The sequence below is a fragment of the Chitinophaga sp. RAB17 genome, assembly GCF_052114225.1.
Classification (GTDB): Bacteria; Bacteroidota; Bacteroidia; order Chitinophagales; family Chitinophagaceae; genus Chitinophaga.
The window spans coordinates 1133012-1151033 of sequence record NZ_JBFREI010000001.1; the positions used below are offsets into that span (position 1 = coordinate 1133012).

Genomic DNA, 18022 nt, shown 5'->3' on the forward strand with positions numbered 1-18022 from the left:
ACTACTATGTTAGAAATTCAGATTTAATTTCAGACCTATGCTTCTGTTTGAAGGAATCTGGTATTCTTCCACGCCGATTGACGTAAGGTCCGTTCCTAATCCGGTTTCCGGGTCAATATGTGCTTTGTTGCTTTTATCAACATACAAGAGTGCTACGTTCTGCGCAAACACAGATACACCCGCACCTTTCAACCATCCCCACCTGCTTATCAGATTGGCAGGAAGTGTATAGCCCAATTGGATAGTACGGAGTTTTATAAAAGTACCATCTATGATATCGAACTTGGTTCCGGAGGAAGCTCCATCGTAAGAAAGGTATTTAAAAGCCCTGTCGGCAGCCACCACCTTCGTATTGGGATTACCGTTTGCGTCTACTACTTTTCTGTCGGCCAACAGGTCTCTACCGATTACCACTCCTGTTTCACGGAGTGTACCATCAGCTGTAAAGTCCATCGTACCGGTATTAGCACCGAACATCTGCGTTACGCTGAATATATCACCCCCCTTTCTCATATCGACCAGGAAGTTGAGTTTGAAATTGCGATAAGTAAATGCGTTATTGATTCCACCAAACCAATCGGGTGTGATGTTACCAATCACCTGATCCTTAGCGAACGTTGGCAATCCCTGGGCATTTACCACAATCGCACCTGATTTAGGATCGGTTACGTAATCGGCCCCCCTGATCACTCCATAAGATTCACCAGGAACCGCTCCCACAGTAACAGCCCAGGCAGTGGACAGTTGGAACCAATTCAGTGTCTGGCCAGTAGTAGGATCAGTATACAGTTTATTCACCTTACTGGAATTCTTCGCCCAGTTAACCGTGATATCCCAATTGAATCCATTCTCCTTACGCAGGATACCCAGGTTCAATTGCAGCTCCACACCTTTGTTCTGGATCTCACCGGCATTGATGAAGTTGAAATCCGCTCCGGCGGCCGCGGAGATACCTACCGGCATGATCTGGTCTTTTGTTATCTTGTTATAATACGTGGCATCCAGATTCAACCTGTTATCCAGAAAGCGCAGCTCAGCACCGATTTCAGTACTTTTGGCTCTTTCCGGTTTCAGGTTCTTAGGAGCCAGGCTATAGGCTTCATGATAAAGGCTCACGCCATGGAATGTACCAGATTCGGGTACAAAACTTCTGATAAGTTGGTAAGGATCTGTTCCATTACCTACTTCTGCGTAGCTTAAGCGGAGTTTACCAAAGGTAAAGACAGTCGACTTATTCAGGTTTAATGCATCGCTGAAAATCCAGCTCAAACTGGCTGAAGGATAGAAATAAGCTCTGTTGCTGGCGGGCAAGCTGGAGTTCCAGTCATTTCTACCAGTAACATCCAGGTACAACCAGTTGCGGAATCCCAATGAAGCCTGTGCAAATACGCTATTGGAGCGGAGCTGTGAAATACGCATGGCATTAATCGTTCCCCCTTTTGCGTTACCAATCGTAAAAAAGTCTGGCACAGTCAGATCGTTTGCGATAACTGAAGTACTCTTATATTTCGTATCACGGTAATTTCCACCAGCGGTATAGGACAGGGAGAAATCATGACCCAGTTTTCCTCCACCAGTTGCTATCAGGTCCGCATTAAACTCATTCTGGTAAATACTCCAATCCGTAAACTGTCCACCCTGACCGGTTGTAAAATTAGCGGTGGTGAGAGAGCTTGTTGTCTGTTTCCTGTTTTCAGAATACCAGTCGGTACCAATACGTCCCATCAGGTTAAACCATTTGTGGAAATCATATGAAATACTCGCGTAACCGATCACACGGTTTTTAGTACGTCCATTCTGATTCTTATACATACTCAGATAAGGATTATCGTGGTAGTTCAAATTCCAGTTGTAGGGAACACCTCCGGCGGGGTATTGGGGATTAGGAATAAACTTCGTCCAGTTATTTTTAAGGTCTTTCATGTCTACCTGACGTCCGAACCAGCTACCTACTGACTGTAATGGGTTGAATTCGTTATATCCCTGTCCTACAATATTTTCGTTAAGGGTTTGTATGTAGTTGGCCATTGCTTCTACTTTCAACTTATCGGTCAGGTTCTGTGAAGTATTCAGCATGGCAACATACCTTGTCTGATCCGTATTGGGAATACTGCCCATCTGACGCTGGTGGCCAAGTGAAAGCCTCGTGCTGCCCCTGTTGGTATTCGAAGTCATTGCCACACTGTTATTGAGCGTAAATCCAGTCGTGAAAAATTCTTTCACGTTGTCAGGATGTGAGACCCAGTCAGTAGGAGTTCTGTTACCACTGGCATCCAGTGGGCTGTTGTACTGTGGCAATTTCAGTCCTATATCAAGCCTTGGTCCCCAGCTTTCATCTGCGCCATCATTTACTCCCCCTCCTGCTCCATCTACATAAGCAAATCCGTTTTGTAATGCCCAGTCCTGGTAAGACAGCGGGTTAGTTGGTGTTTGACTTTTGTATTGGTTGTACCAGTATTCACTACTGGCGGAACCCTGTCCGTATTTATTCTGGTACCCCGGCAGGATGTATTGTTTTTCGAATGAAATACCCCCGGTGTAAGATAACCCGATACCTTTGAAGGCGGATTTTCCGGACTTGGTAGTAATCAGGATCACACCGTTTCCTGCCCTGTAGCCATACAAAGCGGCAGCATTGGCGCCTTTCAGGATGGAAATAGAGGCTACGTTTTCCGGATCAATATCCTGGATACCATTACCATAATCCACTGCGGTGGGTTGATCTGTAGAAGTGTTTCTTATGGTACCTGGCACCAACGTTGTGTTCGGGTTATTGATCGGAATACCATCCACTACGATCAGTGGTTGGTTATTACCGAAAGAGTTGTAACCGCGTAACACGATGCTGGTACTGGATCCTACGGCGCCACCGTTGTTAGTGATCTGTACACCAGCTGCCCTACCTGACAATGAATTTAAAATATTGTTTTCATTCGTTTGCGTAAGTTCTGCCCCTTTTACTTCCTGTACTGCATATCCCAGCGCTTTCTTCTCTCTCCTAATGCCCAATGCAGTTACCACTACCTCATTGATGGTTTTCTCCGTTTTCACCAGGCTGACGTTCAGTGTACTACCACTCACAGTAACCTCTCTCGTTTCGTAGCCCATGGCAGAAATAACCAACACCTGGCCATTCGGAACTTCCAGTTTAAAGGCACCATTCAGGTCCGAAACGGTACCTTTCGACAGTCCTTTAAATTGGATGGTAGCACCGGGCACACCGTCCCCGTTGGTTTCGGTGACTTTCCCTGTGATAAGTTTTGCTTGCCCGATGACAGTTGCTATGCATAGTAGCAGCAACATCGTTGTTAATAAGAATGGTTTTCTCATAAACGAATTGTTTTGTTTTAGTTTTAGTTTGGATTGTCCAGAGCGGACATGGGAAGCGGAGCTCTATTACCAGCCGGCGTCAACAGTTATTCGATTTTGGCTGAATACCTGATGTGCGCTGTGTCCTTCTGTATGGTTCGATCTGGTTGAATATCATGAATCCATATTTCTTTTAAAAAATATCGGATACACTCAAGGGATATACCCGGCTGGGCAGCACCGTAGTGCCTGTATGGATACCTTTAACCCCGATAGCGGCAAACCGAGTCAGGTTGCCATCACGAGTCACTGTAACCTCCCGCTGCTGCGAGTAGGCCAGACTTACAATTGCCGTAAGCACGGCAAAAAGGAATAAAACCTTCTTCATAAAAGATTCAAATTTTGGTTGAAAAAGAAATAAAAATTGTATCGTATAACTGCTTCACAATTGGGCAACAGCATGCCGTTACGCCAAATATCATTTGACGCTTTCTCATGCACCCGGCGAAAGTGTAGACATAAGCCTTCCGTACCGCACAAGCTTGTACGATCTATTATTGCAATAAACCATTCTATTCCCACAATGGGCGGGAAATGCAGAATCAGTTACCGTAAATGGCTACGGCATCACAGCTATGTAAAAGGGGAGGTTCCTTTTTTCATAATCAGTTCAGATTTTGGTTGTATAAATTAAATACCGATTTAGTCTTTGCATCAAACAGCGCACCATCAAGGGTGACAGCTGATTGTTTATATCAGGTTGTTGGTAACCAGATATTATTACAGGACCATGGCTAATGAAATACGCTAATTGTGTCTGGTTAATTCCGGGCTAAGGTAGCAGTTGCTGATTTTGTTGCTCATTGTAGTCAACCATAATTGAAACTAGTGCGTGTTTCCTGGCTATCACAAGCTGATCTTCCTGAAGAAGGTATTCACTCATAAAGCAAGTATGATTTAGATTTCGGTTGACATACACAAGATAGAAAAAAAAAGGATGCTGTCCTACATCTACTTAACATTATTTTAACAGCAAGCAAAGATAACCACATAACAAATTGATAATCAATGTAAGTGATTGCATAAGTAAAAAAAATTCTTACCTGTTGATTAAATACTGCAGTTGAAATTGAAGCATGGTTTTCTTATCACCTTTGATGATATCATTACCACTGCCTGTTTGATCTGCCCCCGGATAGATCGTCTGATGAAAACGCCCCCAACCGGAAAGTCGTCGATTTATTTTCCATTTCACGTTCAGGTAATACTGCCATCCCAGGCCATAGAGCTGGGATACAGCGTTTTCATACAACACGCTGCTTTCGGCAGCATAGATTCGGGAATCGTAACTGCTGGTTTGAAAACGGGATAATCTTCCACTAACGGTAAAGGGTATACGCTTAAAATGATATCCTGCATCCAGGTAAATCAGCCACCCCTGCTGTGCGCCTGCAGCCGATTGAGAGCTGCTGTATTCCAGTCTAGCTTTGGCACTCAGCTGTTTGTTCTTTTGCCAGTTCCATTGAAGGCGTAGATGCGTAGTCGTTATCAACTCCGGTACTTTGAGCGGATTATCCGGGAGCAATATGTTTTCACTGGACTGCCGGTAGTTATACCGGAGCAGCAGTGTTGTTTTTTTACCAGGCGTATAACTCCCCTGCACAAAAAAATCGTTACCATAAGAAGGTGCATTGATACGGTACTTCAGCCAGGGGAAGCGAAAAAAATCCGCATAGGCATCCAGTTTACAACGGGCATTTATTTTAACCGTTACCGCCATGTACATGCCATTTTCATTGACGGTGCGATAGCCATCGCCAAAACCTTTGGCAAACAGCGATTGGTAAGCTTTATCATAGTAACGGTACACCAGCGAAATATCCACAGATGGCGCTACACTGGTGAGCAGTCCTTGTACAATCGCCAGTTTGCCGTTATTACTTGCTGCCACCTCTCCAAACAGGTGAACATTCTTCCAGCTCCCCGCATAGTCCACGCTACCGGCTGACAGCTGACGACCGTTAAAATCAAATTGATTATATGGTGCGATAGCCTTTTGCAAAGCCGGAGAAAAACGATGACTGATTACATTTCCTCCCAGCTGCCAACGGGGAGTGGTATACCCGATATTGCCTCCGGCACTCCATAGTTGCACAAGGCCCCGTTTGGCGATTTCTCCAATCGTACGATGATACCCGCTGCTGATCACACTTTCAGCGATCACCTCATCCATTAACGTATCTGTGCTGCCGTCCTGCTTACGCCAGGAAGCAAAAGCAGTTGCTTCCCAATGTTGTTGCTGCAGCGTGATAGCAGCACCTCTGAAAAAATAAAATTCCCCCGGAGAAGTATACGGCCGCAACACTTCTCCTTCGCGCTTTACCTGCATTACTGACGCCCCTTTTCCATAGGCCTGTGATTGCCAGTTCAACAGCCCCTGCCCGAGATTGACGGTATAATCACCTAATGCCAATGCTTTTATTTTCCGGAAGTTCCTGATAAAAAGATGAGCACTGTAAAAATCAAATCCCTGTTGTTGCCCTCCTTTAAAAAGTGCTTCACCGGCATCTTTCTCCATCACTACCCCCCAGCTGATATAGCGTGGAAAACTATAACGATAACGCACAAACAATTTATCCGGACTTCCCCTGTAAGCAGGCAGTGTACTGTCGGTATGCAGGTATCCTTTCGCTTTTTCCAGTGGCCGCGCATAACGTAACAGAAACGTATGATCGCCTTTATGCAGGTAATCATGTAATGTATAATGCGGTGACAGATCATTACCTACCATTACATAAGGCAGGATACGCCGGATCACTTCCGGCTCAAAACCGGGCACCGCCTGCAGTTCATAGATACTCAACAAGTCGCCCAATAGTAAGCGATATTGCAAAAAGTTACTGATCTGCAAAGGTGTCAGCAATCCAATAGATTGCAGTGTCGCTTCATCCGCCGTATTTAGCTGAATTTTATGCCTGCCCAGTGCATTCAGCTGCTGCCATTGCGCATCATCTTCCGATACACTTTCCGTGCCGGCCGCTTCTTTCTCCAGGTTATTTTCCATCACCACCGGCATTGTTTCTTCCTGTTGGCGGGCGCTCGTTTCCCTGCACAGCAATAGCAGTAACGCGCAACAAATTATTCTGTAGAAGGTGGTGTAGAAGGTTGCCATATCAGTGAGGTTGAAGGAGTAATACCTAACTGCGGATGAAATCCGGCTGCAATATCTATGCGTAGTGAGCGCAGATAAAATATGACGGATGCATTGTTATAGGCCGGACGGGATGCCATACCTATTTCCAATGCGAAAGCACGCACGATCCGGTAATACGCAGCCGCTTTCACACCGGTAACTGCGCCCATACTAATCACACCGGCGGTTAATAAAAAATCAGGGGATGCCTCGAAACCAGCACCGGCACTGTACATTACCGGTTCACTCGCCGACTTACGCACTTGTAATCCTGCATGCAGTTTTTCACTGCAATGCCACAGTATACCTCCGTCAAAGCTAAACGAACTGGCCGTACCTGCTCCCTGTGCAGCAGTCGTTTCATAATTAAACTGTACGCCTATCCCCATCTTACGTCCCAGGCTACGCCCATATGCACCACTAAGCTGTTGCTGATGCCAGGCACTGTTGCCTAAGCGGGCAACACTACCACCAAATGCACCTGCAGGCACCGGAATAGCAATCATCACCGCATACAATGAAGCTGCTTTCAACAGGAATCTGTTTTCTGAATAAATACCGGCACTAAATTCCGGCAAACAGGATAAACCGGCGGGATTAGTCCACGTAGCAATTACATTCTGGAAATGACGGCTGTAACTGCCAATGCCGGTATTTTTTCCTATGGGCATCAGCAAGGGTTGCGCCGACAACAACGATATCCACCACGTGGATATAAGGGTCAACATAAACTGTTTCATCCGGGAGTTGGGTTTAACAATAAAAATCCGCCTGATAGCAACGGTAGTTTGGGTCAACAAAATGCTATCATCGGTAACAAATGTAGGAATCGTTGTATGGGTAGGTGTTAATGAAACATAAACAAGCGAATTTTTGTCTTGGTTCAGGATGATACTGATGTTGATGATGTTACTTTAGGCTATTAAAAAAGCTTATCGGCAACCGATAAGAATTTTTCTTACCTGCCGCCGCTAAGCTTTTATATCTTACGAAATCAAAAAAACATCCAGGAAATCATCACAATCAGTATCATCCTGAACTAAGACAAACTCCGCACTGATTAAAACAATCCGTACAACTGTGAGTCAATCTTAGAGATAATTTCTCCCAGATCTTCATCGCTTTCCGGGAATTTATTTTTATCGATATCTATAATCAGCAATGGACCTTCTTTATATTTCTCGATCCAGTTGTTATAATATTCGTTCAGGCGCTTCAGATAGTCCAACCGGATATTCTCTTCATATTCTCTTCCTCTCTTCTGAATCTGGGCTACCAGGGTAGGTACAGATGCCTGCAGATAGATCAGCAGGTCTGGTGGTTTCACCATGCTTTTCAGCGTTTCAAAAAAGTTGAAATAATTATCGAAATCGCGTTTGGTCATCAGGCCCATTTCATACAGGTTAGGCGCAAAAATGTGCGCATCTTCGTAGATGGTACGATCCTGGATCACCGTTTCTTTTCCGTTCTGCACTTCCAGCAGTTGTTTTAATCTGCCGTTCAGAAAATATACCTGCAGGTTAAAAGACCAGCGGGGCATGTCTTCATAAAAATCATTCAAATATGGATTGTGTTCTACATCCTCATACTGCGGGTGCCATTTGTAATGTCTGCACAGCATTTCTGTGAGTGTAGTTTTACCGGCACCGATATTTCCGGCGATAGCTATATGCTTAATCTTATTCTGTTTTGCCATGCGATGATAGGTGTAATATTGAAAATAGCTACAGTTCGCGACTTTTTCAATAATAATTTATACCAATAAGTTTTTTCGCCTGTTGCAAAGTTTGTGCCGCATTCGCTCTTGCCTTCTCTGCACCGGCTTTCATAATCTTCTTCAAATAATCCGTATCCCGCTGTAATTCCTTCGCTCTTTCACGGATAGGGGAAATAAATTTCACCATATCTTCTCCCAGCTGTTTCTTCATATCACCAAAACGGATGTTACCATTGGTACTCCATGCCTCTTCATAAAAAGATACAGCATCCGGAGTAGTGGTCACCAGTTTCATCAGATCCAACAGGTTTCGTACTGATTCCGGAATCGGCGCACCCGGTACACCTGAACCACTGTCAGTTTTGGCCTTCATGATCTTCTTTATGATCTTTTCATCTTCATCTGCCAGGTACAAAGTAGCCATTTCATTTTCACTCTTACTCATCTTGCCTTCTCCATCCAGACTTGGGATACGCACCAGGGTATCACCATAGTTGAATGCTTCCGGTTCCGGGAACAGATCTCCATAGCGGTGATTAAAGCGCTGCGCAAAGTTGCGGGCCATTTCCAGGTGTTGTCCCTGATCTTTACCCACCGGCACTTTTACTGCACGCTGAATTAATATATCCACACTCATGAGCACAGGGTAAGTCAGCAGCCCTGCATTCACGTTCTGCGGCTGCAACCGCACCTTATCTTTGAACGTAGGTACCTTTTCCAGCTCGCCCACATAGGCCAGCATATTCATCAGCAGATATAGCTCCGAAATTTCAGGAATATCGCTCTGTACGTACAGGGATACCTTTTCAGGATCCAGTCCGGACGCAATATTCTCAGCCAGTACCCGCATTACATTGCCCGGCAGATCCTTGGGATCCGGATGGGTGGTCAGTGAGTGCCAGTCTGCCACAAAAAAGTAGCAGTTAAAATCTTCCTGCATCCGGATATAATTACGGATTGCGCCAAAATAATTGCCTAAATGCAAATAACCGGTGGGGCGTATGCCGCTTACCACAATTTCTTTTTCAGTAGCCATAACAGGGCGCAATTTAATCAAAAAGCGGAAAGCTTAAAGCAGAAAGCCAAAAGCTATTTAAGCAGATGCCCATCCGCCCTGTTTATCCGCCACCATAGCTTTTAGCTTTCTGCTTTAAGCTTTCCGCTTTTTCTGGCCGTTTATCCCTAATTTTGGGACACTATCATATTTACCATTTATATTTCATTATCTTTTGATTTAATTTGATTATGGAAGTGAACGACGCACTGGTGCAACAACTGGCGGATCTGGCCAGACTGGAATTTAACGACCAGGAAAAGGTGGAGATACGCGGGGAACTGCAACGGATGATCACCTTCGTGGAAAAGCTCAACGAACTGGATACCTCAAACGTAAAACCATTACTTCATCTTACAGATGATTATAATGTTTTCCGTGAAGACAGGGTAATTCCGGGTATTACACGCGAAGAAGCCCTGCAGAATGCACCATCAGCTACTGAAGAATACTTTAAAGTGCCGAAAATTATAAAGAAATAACCCACATGCAAAAGTCCGTCATCCACCTGGAAGAGATCAGGAAAAGCTATTTTCTCGGAAAAAATGAACTGCCGGTACTCAAAGGTGTAACACTAGACATTTTTAAGAATGAATATGTAGCACTGATGGGCCCCTCCGGATCCGGTAAATCTACCCTGATGAATATCCTGGGATGCCTGGATACACCTACCGCCGGTAGATATATCCTCAGCGGACATGATGTGAGCAAAATGGAAGACAACGACCTCGCCACCGTACGTGGTAAGGAAATAGGCTTCGTTTTTCAGCAGTTTAACCTGATGCCACGGCTAACCGCCCTCGAAAATGTGGCCATTCCACTGGTCTACGCAGGTATCAACAAAAAAGAAAGAACAGAAAGAGCCATCGCCATGCTGGAAAAAGTAGGATTGGGAGAACGTTACAAACATAAGCCCAACGAACTTTCCGGTGGACAATGTCAACGTGTGGCTATTGCCCGCGCCCTGGTAAATAATCCATCCCTGATCCTGGCAGATGAACCTACCGGTAACCTGGACTCCAAAACATCCGTGGAAATCATGGAGATCTTTGGCGCCATACATGCCTCCGGTAACACGGTGGTACTGGTAACCCATGAAGAAGATATTGCCGATCATGCCAGGCGCGTGATCCGCTTACGCGATGGCGTCATTGAATCTGACCGGGTGAATCAGAAAGTCGCAGTACACTAAAGAATTACGAATTATAAATTACGAATTACGGAGTTGTGGGTAGATAACAGCGGATCATCTTCGCAAAAGATCTACTCACAACTCCGTAATTCGTAATTCCTAATTCGTAATTTGCATTAAATACTATCCATGTCATTCAAGATATACACTAAAACAGGCGACAAAGGAAAAACATCCCTCATCGGCGGCACTAAAGTGCCCAAAAGCGATGTGCGTATTGAAGCTTACGGCACTGTTGATGAACTCAATTCCTATATTGGCCTCGTCAACGATTATATCGCAGATCCGGACACCAAACATCTACTCCGGGAAGTACAGGACCGTCTTTTCACCATCGGCGCTGCACTCGCCTGTGATCCTGATAAAGAAACCAAATTAAAAATACCGGACCTCCATGAGGCAGACATCGAACTGCTGGAGAAAAGCATCGATCAGATGAATGAAGAACTCCCCGTCATGAAATCATTCATTTTGCCGGGAGGCCATGTGGCAGTATCTACCTGTCACGTTGCCCGCTGCGTTTGCCGCCGTACAGAAAGACTTTGCGTAGGTATGCAGGAACACGATATGTTCATTGAGCCATTGGTACTCAAATATATTAACCGTCTCAGCGATTATCTTTTTGTACTCGCACGCTGGGTAGGACACAAACTGGGCGTGGATGAAATTCCATGGAAGCCCCGGGTATAGAAATTTTCTTAAATTCGCTTCATGTTTACAGGAATCATAGAAACACTAGCAGAAGTAGTATCGACCAGGAAGGACGGTGGTAACCTGGTAATAACGATACAAACGCCACTCGCAGGCGAATTAAAAATAGACCAGAGTGTGGCACATAATGGCGTATGTCTTACTGTTACCAACATCCAGGGAGATACTTACGAAACCGTTGCCGTAGCAGAAACCCTGCAAAAAACGAATCTCGGTCAGCTCACCCCCACTCAATTCGTAAACCTGGAAAGAGCCATGGTGTTCAACGGCCGCATAGATGGCCACCTGGTACAGGGACACGTAGACAGCGTAGGAGAATGTATTTCCTGCCAGGAACAGGATGGTAGCTGGTTATACCGTTTTCGCTATCCAAAGGAATTTGCCGCCCTCATCGTGGAAAAAGGAAGCATTTGCCTGAATGGGATCAGTCTTACTGTATTTGATGTTACCAATGATGAGTTTTCAGTAGCCATCATTCCATACACCTACGAACATACCAATGTATCTAAAATAAAACCCGGTGTGCTGATCAACCTGGAATTTGATATTCTTGGTAAATACGTAGCCAGACAATTAGCGGTAAGAAACTAACCATTGTTAGCTTTCCTCACCATCATTTTACTAAAGCTGACAGCTGAATGCTAAGATACCTTCTCTGCTGCTCCCTGCTTTTTATCACCATGTTGGCAAATGCCCAACAGCCCACTGTGGTAAGGATACAGGGCAGTTACGATGCTACTGCGGTAACGGAGCTCTATAACAGTGCTCCTATTGGCATACAGCTGTTCTACAGCGACAGCTCCACCCAGCTCACCACCGGCTACGGCAGGGGCAATTACCGCTGGAACAAATTAAATATCAGCAGCAGCAATGGAACCATCCGGAATGGCGTACTTTATTTCGACAGAGCGCAGCTCATAAATGATCATTATCGTATTACCCTTACCGTTACTACCGGCAATAGCGACCCTTTAAAAACAACGATCACCCTCCCATATATTACAGGTATCCGCTTTAATCATTATGCCGACAGCATTAAACGGGATATCCGTTTTTACCTGAATGTAGAAGGAAAATTCAACAGTGGGAAAGTATTTCCATTAGATACCGCTACCATAAAATTTGCTGCCTCTACCGGGAAAATTATAGGGCAGGACTTATTGCTGGATAAAAATGATTCCTCGAAAACAGTCATCGTAGAAGCATGGTATAAACCAAACGACCGCATGTACCTGCGATCTGTTATCCCCGTAAAACAGGCGCCTGACAATGATTCCCTGCTGATAAAAAATTCTCCCGAAGGGAATAAAAGGAAAAGAAGACAATAACTATATCAGCATACGTGATTTCAACTCCAGGTATTTATTCACCACATTCAGGGTCAATTGTTCCGGAGGACTTAACAGCGACATGATACCATATTTCGCCAGCTCCTTTACAATCAGTTTCTTATCGTACGCAAATTTTTGCGCAATAGTTTGTTTGTAAATACCCTCTATATCATAAGCAGGTTGCTCCGTGATTTTCTTCAATTCTGTATTCTCAAAAAATACCACCAGCACCAGGTGATAACGGGCCAGCCGGCGCAGGAAAGGTAACTGCCGCTGTAAACTTGACATGGACTCAAAGTTGGTGTATACCATCAACAATGAACGGGTAGATACACTGCTGCGCAACTGTACACTCAATGCTTCATAATCACTTTCCTGCCAATGCGTTTCCTGCGCATATAACATCTCCAGGATCTTATTCACCTGTATTTTTTTATTGCTGGCAGGAAGTACTTCTGTTTTATTTTCAGTGAATGTTACCAACCCGGCTTTATCGCCTTTATTGATGGCCACATTACTGAATACCAGCGAAGCATTGATAGCGTAATCCAGCAATGACAATCCATTAAAAGGCATCTTCATTGTACGCCCCTTATCTATAATAGAATATACCTGCTGTGACCTTTCTTCCACATAATTATTCACCATCAGGTTGCCCGTACGGGCTGATGCCTTCCAGTTTAACATCCGCACATCATCGCCCTTTGTATAAGGCTTAATGTGATCAAACTCCATGCTATGCCCGATAATGCGGCGTTTATGTACACCTAATTCATTCAGCCGGTTCATATAGGAATACAATTCAAAATGACGCAACTGATGAAAGCTCGGATAAACACTTACTTCCTGTTCATTATTAAATACAAACCGGCGACTGATAATACCTAGTGCACTTTTTATAAACACATTACTATAGCCGAATTGATAAACACCTCTTTCCAGCGGACGCAGTACATATCTGAACACATGCGCTGCGCCGCCGCCAACTTTTGCACTTAAAGAAAAATCACGTTCCTGGAATTGAAAAGGTAATTCTTCAATTATACTTACAAAAACAGGAAAGGGATACCTGTTATGAAAATCAAGCAACACTTCATTTTCATCTCCATTACTGAAACGATTGCTGGTTTTACGTTCCAGCGATATGATGCCCGAAGGACGCAGCAACAGTAATACCATATCCAGCAACACTATTCCTACCAGTACAATAAAAGCGATGATCGCAATATTGTAAAGACGCGGAATAAAAAATGCTGTGATAAACAACAGCGCATTTATGCCTAACAGCAAATAAAGCCGGTTAGTAAAAAAAAGTATCTGGTATAAATTATTCTTTACAGTTGCTGACATATTCTCTTAGCATTTAATCAGTAGCTTCCAGCCATTCATCATTAGTTTTAGCTAAACAGCTAATAGCTAACTGCTAATGGCTAACTGCTATCTCGGTACTTCCACCATCTTAATAATCTGCGCAATAACATCATCTGTTTTAATACCTTCCATCTCCTTTTCAGGCGTAAGAATAATACGATGACGTAACACATGCGGTATCATTTCCACCACGTCATCAGGAATCACAAAATCCCTGTTTTTCATGGCAGCAGTAGCTTTTGCACAATTCATAACGGCAATGGATGCACGAGGTGACGCGCCCAGGTAGAGCGATGAATTCATACGTGTTTCATTGATAATAGCCGCGATGTAATGGAACAGTTTATCATCTACCACTACCTGTCTTACCTGGTTCTGGTATTCAATAATCTGTGTAGTAGTCACTACCTTGCTGATCATCTTTGTTAGATCTGTTTCCCCGCTGAAATGGTGAATACTGCGTAGCACCGCTACTTCTTCCTGCAAGTCAGGATACTTTACTTCTATCTTAAACAGAAAGCGATCCAGCTGGGCTTCCGGTAGCCGGTAAGTACCCTCCTGTTCAATCGGATTCTGCGTGGCAATCACCATAAACGGACGATCCAGTGCCCAGGTAGTACCATCGTTGGTAATCTGCCTTTCTTCCATTACTTCAAACAAGGCAGACTGTGTTTTGGCCGGGGCACGGTTTATTTCATCAATCAATACCAGGTTGCTGAAAATAGGTCCTTTCTTATATTCAAATTCCCTTGTTTGAGGATTAAATACGGAAGTGCCCAATACATCGGCCGGCATCAGGTCCGGTGTAAACTGTATACGGCTGAAATCTGCATCTACACATTGTGCCAGTAGTTTAGCCGTCAGGGTTTTAGCCACGCCTGGAACGCCTTCGATCAGCACATGCCCCTGTGTAAGTAAACCTGCAATCAGCAAATCTACCATCTGATGCTGCCCTACAATTACTTTTGCTATTTGCTCCCTGATCGCTTCCACCCCTTCATGCAAAGCAGAAAAATCAGTCCTGGGTTGAAATGTATTGGTGTCCATTATTTATTTCGTGTTTAAATAAAATAGTTGAATGCGTTTATAAAATTCCTTCAGGTAATCATCACTTATATTCCCTTCCAGCTGTACATGATGCATCATCTGCAATAACGTTCTGATATCCGCTTCCGATATAGTAGATTTCCGCGACAATGCTGCTACAAATTCTTCATTCAGTATATTGGTATTTAGATAATAACGGGTACGAATATACTCCAGCAGATGAAGAATCATTTTATGCGCCAGATTAAAGTTGTTATGCTGCTGATAATACAACTGTCCTATTGCATCCACAAACTCAACGGAAGTGTTATTAAATACTGGTTTATCAGGAATAATCCGTTGTCTGCGTTTGCTTTCAAACAATACATACAATAGCAACAATACTACGCCCAGCCACAACGCCCAGCGCATAGCCGGATAGCGCATTAATACCTGCCACTCACTGAAATCGCCCGCCTGTGCACTATGCTGGCCACTATAAAAATCGTCCCAGTATACATTACCGGCTGAATTTTGCAAATAGGCAATCTGCGTTTCCAATGCGGCCACATTATGCTTATGCAGTAAAAAATAATTAGTGAAGGTATACGGGTTCAGCAAAAGATAAATGTACCCACGGCTGTAGGCAATACGAATAAAATTAGGCTTATTCTTATAGTTATAGCCCAGCGTTGTTGTTGTAGTACTGTCTGTACCAGAGAAATAATTACCGCTGATCATCCCTTCATAAGAGAAGCTGGTATCTACGGGTACCGCTGTATCCTCGTAACGCTGTACCACACCTGCTTTATGATGCTGCAGGTTATCACTTTCCACCACCTTAAAATTCAGTTGCTTCGCTAAATAAGGATCCGGGTTATTCACTGCAATAAACAGTTCATTGCCAGGTGATACATATTCCAGCATAGCATCTACATCTTTTTCAGTTGTAAATAGTTCATTGGCCACCAGTATATAGGTGTTGCCGCTATACTTCAGCTCTGTTTCCTTTTCGTAGGTGCGTGCAAAAGGTTTAGTCACCACCTGTATGGAATGTTTGTAAAACAGTTCCGGCAGCATCTTAAAAGCGGCGTAAGCTCCGCCGGCTTTCTTATCCTTACTGGAAAAAGAAGACCGGGACATATCAGTGGATTGCTCTTCCGGGTTAATGGAAAAATTGCCTCCAATGATCATCAGTACTATAAATAACAGTACAACCGATCCTATGATGATATAAATGGATTTAGTCTTCACGAAGCTTTTCCTATTGCGTTATTAAAATCCCTGAACTCCTGGTTAATATTCCTGAAATTATCTTCACTCACCTCAAATCCACCATACCAGATATATTCATAGTCCAACGTCAGTGTGGCAAACTTTTTATAGTAGGGAGAGCTGCGCATACTACGCAGGTAGTCATTATTTGTTTTTTCCCGGCCCGGCACAATCATTTGCCGGCCGACGAGCTGAAACAGCGTATACAAGTACCACCAGCGTATGGCCTGTCTTGTATCTCCGGCCGCAATAGCTGTTTTTATCTTCTCCTCATATTCCTCTCCACTTTGCAGTTCTTCTTCCTGTATCTCCGTCAGGCCATCTATTAGTTTCGCCTTGCGGAAGATGGTCATGCCATTAACTTTCATATAGCGGTACAACAGAAATCCTAATCCTGCCAGCAACAAAATCATGAGTACAAAGCGGATAGCACTGATAGAATTAAACATCGCAATCAGGAATCTTTCCAGCCATGGTAAATGTTTTGGAGGCTCCTTTTTCACATCATAGTACTGTAGTTTCTTATTTTCTTTCAGCGCTTTTACCAGAGAATCTGAGATGTAACGCATCTCATGATAAGCAGTTTCGTTTGCGTATTCTTCAGTATCTGCATCAACATCCGCGCCTGCCGCTGTCGGTACACTATCGGTAATAGCAGTTTCCGGTGTTCCTGTGCTGTCGTATTGCGCTATACTTTTTAAAGGGAGGCAAAGCAACAGCAGCAAACCTATTTTTAGCCCCAAATATTTCTTCATGTTACTGCTTTGAAAGGGTAAATGGGATGAAGACTTTCCCGTCCGCATTTAAACGATATCCTTTTTTATGCAGGTAGATGGGATAAAAAATGAAATAGCCCAGTATAAAACTCAGGGATGACAACAAGATAAAAAGGCTTAACGCCAGCGGCATTTCAGTATGCCGGGTTACAAAGCTCTCCAGGAATGCTGCTACTATAAATACAGGTATTAAAGTTACCATGATCTTAATTCCATCTTTGGCGCCTTTGCGCAGGGAATCCAACCGTGTGTGCGTGCCGGGAAAAAGAATGCTTTTGCCCAATATAATACCGGCGCAGGCTGCAATAACGATACTGGATATTTCCAAAGTACCATGTATCCAGATGACCAGGATTGATTTCCAGCCGAGACCATGCGTAAAAAACAGGTATTGAAAAACACCCAGCATCACCCCATTCCGTATGAGCAGATACAGGGAGCCTACACCCAGGAAAATACCGCCTACATAGCAATAGAAAGATACCTGTATGTTGTTGATCGCGATGCGGAAAAACATGCCTAACGGATCACCGTCTTTATATACACCAAAGGGATCTTTATTGGCAATATTACGTTCAGTCATATTCACATACTCATCACCGAGTACACCCCGCACAAAAGTTTCATCATGCGCTGATGAAAAGGCGCCTATAATACAGAAGAGCAGGAAAAAACATAAAGTAAATAATAACAGACGGTGATACCTGCGAAACAGCAGTGGTAATTCGTATTTAAAAAACAACTGAAAGCGACCTACATCTTCTTTCCGGTTCTGATAAATACGATGGTAAATGCCTGCTGCCAGGCCATTTATATAACGGGTTACCTTACTGAAGCTATAAAAAGTTTTAGCGTAAGACAGATCATCTAATACTGACACAAATCTTTCCGCCATTTCATCAGGGTCATCTGTGGGCTCCTCCTGGTATTGCTTCCAGCGGGACAAATTTTTTTTGATAAACAGCGATTCTCTCATATTGAGTTCTTCTTTCCCTTTTAAATACAGATATTACCTACAGTAATGGGTTACTAATGGGGGAATACCGGCAAACATACTAAATCGTTTA

16 protein-coding genes are annotated in these 18022 nt (G+C 43.9%); 5 read left to right on the top strand and 11 right to left on the bottom strand.

Features of this window, described 5'->3' with window-relative positions; all coding sequences use genetic code 11:
• Positions 1-9: 9 nt before the first annotated feature.
• The 6 genes from AB4Z08_RS04385 to trpS all read right to left on the bottom strand — a co-directional run bounded on the left by AB4Z08_RS04385 (position 10) and on the right by trpS (position 9255).
• Positions 10-3330, bottom strand: coding sequence for a SusC/RagA family TonB-linked outer membrane protein (locus AB4Z08_RS04385; RefSeq protein WP_441572539.1), 3321 nt, complete (start codon positions 3328-3330; stop codon positions 10-12).
• A 172-nt stretch (positions 3331-3502) separates the two neighbouring features.
• The gene (locus AB4Z08_RS04390; protein ID WP_441572540.1) at positions 3503-3697 is read right to left on the bottom strand and encodes a hypothetical protein; all 195 of its coding nucleotides are present in this window, start codon (positions 3695-3697) and stop codon (positions 3503-3505) included.
• Positions 3698-4408: 711 nt separating this feature from the next.
• Positions 4409-6481 (bottom strand): hypothetical protein, encoded by a 2073-nt coding sequence (locus AB4Z08_RS04395; RefSeq protein ID WP_441572541.1) that lies wholly within the window; start codon positions 6479-6481, stop codon positions 4409-4411.
• Positions 6448-7242, bottom strand: coding sequence for a hypothetical protein (locus tag AB4Z08_RS04400; protein ID WP_441572542.1), 795 nt, complete (start codon positions 7240-7242; stop codon positions 6448-6450). The genes AB4Z08_RS04395 and AB4Z08_RS04400 overlap by 34 nt, the downstream gene beginning before the upstream one ends.
• A gap of 320 nt (positions 7243-7562) precedes the next feature.
• Positions 7563-8198 (bottom strand): deoxynucleoside kinase, encoded by a 636-nt coding sequence (locus tag AB4Z08_RS04405; RefSeq protein WP_133808723.1) that lies wholly within the window; start codon positions 8196-8198, stop codon positions 7563-7565.
• Between the two features lie 46 nt (positions 8199-8244).
• Positions 8245-9255 (bottom strand): tryptophan--tRNA ligase, encoded by a 1011-nt coding sequence (gene trpS / locus AB4Z08_RS04410; RefSeq protein WP_441572543.1) that lies wholly within the window; start codon positions 9253-9255, stop codon positions 8245-8247.
• Positions 9256-9464: 209 nt separating this feature from the next.
• Here trpS and gatC point away from each other — a divergent pair, with 209 nt between their 5' ends.
• The 5 genes from gatC to AB4Z08_RS04435 all read left to right on the top strand — a co-directional run bounded on the left by gatC (position 9465) and on the right by AB4Z08_RS04435 (position 12504).
• The gene (gatC, locus tag AB4Z08_RS04415) at positions 9465-9755 is read left to right on the top strand and encodes an Asp-tRNA(Asn)/Glu-tRNA(Gln) amidotransferase subunit GatC (protein WP_441572544.1); all 291 of its coding nucleotides are present in this window, start codon (positions 9465-9467) and stop codon (positions 9753-9755) included.
• Between the two features lie 5 nt (positions 9756-9760).
• Complete coding sequence (locus tag AB4Z08_RS04420; protein WP_441572545.1) at positions 9761-10465, top strand: ABC transporter ATP-binding protein; 705 nt, start codon at positions 9761-9763, stop codon at positions 10463-10465.
• 129 nt (positions 10466-10594) lie between these two features.
• On the top strand, positions 10595-11155 hold the full coding sequence (locus AB4Z08_RS04425; RefSeq protein ID WP_441572546.1) for a cob(I)yrinic acid a,c-diamide adenosyltransferase: 561 nt from the start codon (positions 10595-10597) through the stop codon (positions 11153-11155).
• 21 nt (positions 11156-11176) lie between these two features.
• On the top strand, positions 11177-11767 hold the full coding sequence (locus AB4Z08_RS04430) for a riboflavin synthase (RefSeq protein WP_441572547.1): 591 nt from the start codon (positions 11177-11179) through the stop codon (positions 11765-11767).
• 47 nt (positions 11768-11814) lie between these two features.
• Positions 11815-12504, top strand: coding sequence for a hypothetical protein (locus AB4Z08_RS04435; RefSeq protein WP_441572548.1), 690 nt, complete (start codon positions 11815-11817; stop codon positions 12502-12504).
• On the opposite strand, the gene AB4Z08_RS04440 is transcribed toward AB4Z08_RS04435, so the two are convergent.
• The 5 genes from AB4Z08_RS04440 to AB4Z08_RS04460 all read right to left on the bottom strand — a co-directional run bounded on the left by AB4Z08_RS04440 (position 12505) and on the right by AB4Z08_RS04460 (position 17931).
• A complete protein-coding gene (locus tag AB4Z08_RS04440) occupies positions 12505-13857 on the bottom strand; it encodes a DUF58 domain-containing protein (protein WP_441572549.1) in 1353 nt (450 codons plus the stop codon).
• A gap of 87 nt (positions 13858-13944) precedes the next feature.
• Entirely contained in the window at positions 13945-14925 is a 981-nt protein-coding gene (locus AB4Z08_RS04445) for an AAA family ATPase (protein WP_441572550.1), read from the bottom strand.
• Between the two features lie 3 nt (positions 14926-14928).
• Positions 14929-16158: a DUF4350 domain-containing protein gene (locus AB4Z08_RS04450; protein ID WP_441572551.1), complete on the bottom strand. Its 1230-nt coding sequence runs from the start codon at positions 16156-16158 to the stop codon at positions 14929-14931.
• Entirely contained in the window at positions 16155-16934 is a 780-nt protein-coding gene (locus AB4Z08_RS04455; RefSeq protein WP_441572552.1) for a hypothetical protein, read from the bottom strand. The genes AB4Z08_RS04450 and AB4Z08_RS04455 overlap by 4 nt, the downstream gene beginning before the upstream one ends.
• Before the next feature lies 1 nt (position 16935).
• Complete coding sequence (locus tag AB4Z08_RS04460; protein ID WP_441572553.1) at positions 16936-17931, bottom strand: stage II sporulation protein M; 996 nt, start codon at positions 17929-17931, stop codon at positions 16936-16938.
• Positions 17932-18022 lie beyond the last annotated feature (91 nt).

What these genes read in the sequence shown, in the direction of transcription:
- AB4Z08_RS04395 (WP_441572541.1), bottom strand. Translation starts at nt 6,481, where the DNA reads ATGGCAACCTTCTACACCACCTTCTACAGAATAATTTGTTGCGCGTTA.
- AB4Z08_RS04430 (WP_441572547.1), top strand. Translation starts at nt 11,177, where the DNA reads ATGTTTACAGGAATCATAGAAACACTAGCAGAAGTAGTATCGACCAGG.
- AB4Z08_RS04445 (WP_441572550.1), bottom strand. Translation starts at nt 14,925, where the DNA reads ATGGACACCAATACATTTCAACCCAGGACTGATTTTTCTGCTTTGCAT.
- AB4Z08_RS04425 (WP_441572546.1), top strand. Translation starts at nt 10,595, where the DNA reads ATGTCATTCAAGATATACACTAAAACAGGCGACAAAGGAAAAACATCC.
- AB4Z08_RS04460 (WP_441572553.1), bottom strand. Translation starts at nt 17,931, where the DNA reads ATGAGAGAATCGCTGTTTATCAAAAAAAATTTGTCCCGCTGGAAGCAA.
- gatC (WP_441572544.1), top strand. Translation starts at nt 9,465, where the DNA reads ATGGAAGTGAACGACGCACTGGTGCAACAACTGGCGGATCTGGCCAGA.
- AB4Z08_RS04420 (WP_441572545.1), top strand. Translation starts at nt 9,761, where the DNA reads ATGCAAAAGTCCGTCATCCACCTGGAAGAGATCAGGAAAAGCTATTTT.
- AB4Z08_RS04440 (WP_441572549.1), bottom strand. Translation starts at nt 13,857, where the DNA reads ATGTCAGCAACTGTAAAGAATAATTTATACCAGATACTTTTTTTTACT.
- AB4Z08_RS04435 (WP_441572548.1), top strand. Translation starts at nt 11,815, where the DNA reads ATGCTAAGATACCTTCTCTGCTGCTCCCTGCTTTTTATCACCATGTTG.
- AB4Z08_RS04405 (WP_133808723.1), bottom strand. Translation starts at nt 8,198, where the DNA reads ATGGCAAAACAGAATAAGATTAAGCATATAGCTATCGCCGGAAATATC.
- AB4Z08_RS04390 (WP_441572540.1), bottom strand. Translation starts at nt 3,697, where the DNA reads ATGAAGAAGGTTTTATTCCTTTTTGCCGTGCTTACGGCAATTGTAAGT.
- trpS (WP_441572543.1), bottom strand. Translation starts at nt 9,255, where the DNA reads ATGGCTACTGAAAAAGAAATTGTGGTAAGCGGCATACGCCCCACCGGT.
- AB4Z08_RS04385 (WP_441572539.1), bottom strand. Translation starts at nt 3,330, where the DNA reads ATGAGAAAACCATTCTTATTAACAACGATGTTGCTGCTACTATGCATA.
- AB4Z08_RS04455 (WP_441572552.1), bottom strand. Translation starts at nt 16,934, where the DNA reads ATGAAGAAATATTTGGGGCTAAAAATAGGTTTGCTGCTGTTGCTTTGC.
- AB4Z08_RS04400 (WP_441572542.1), bottom strand. Translation starts at nt 7,242, where the DNA reads ATGAAACAGTTTATGTTGACCCTTATATCCACGTGGTGGATATCGTTG.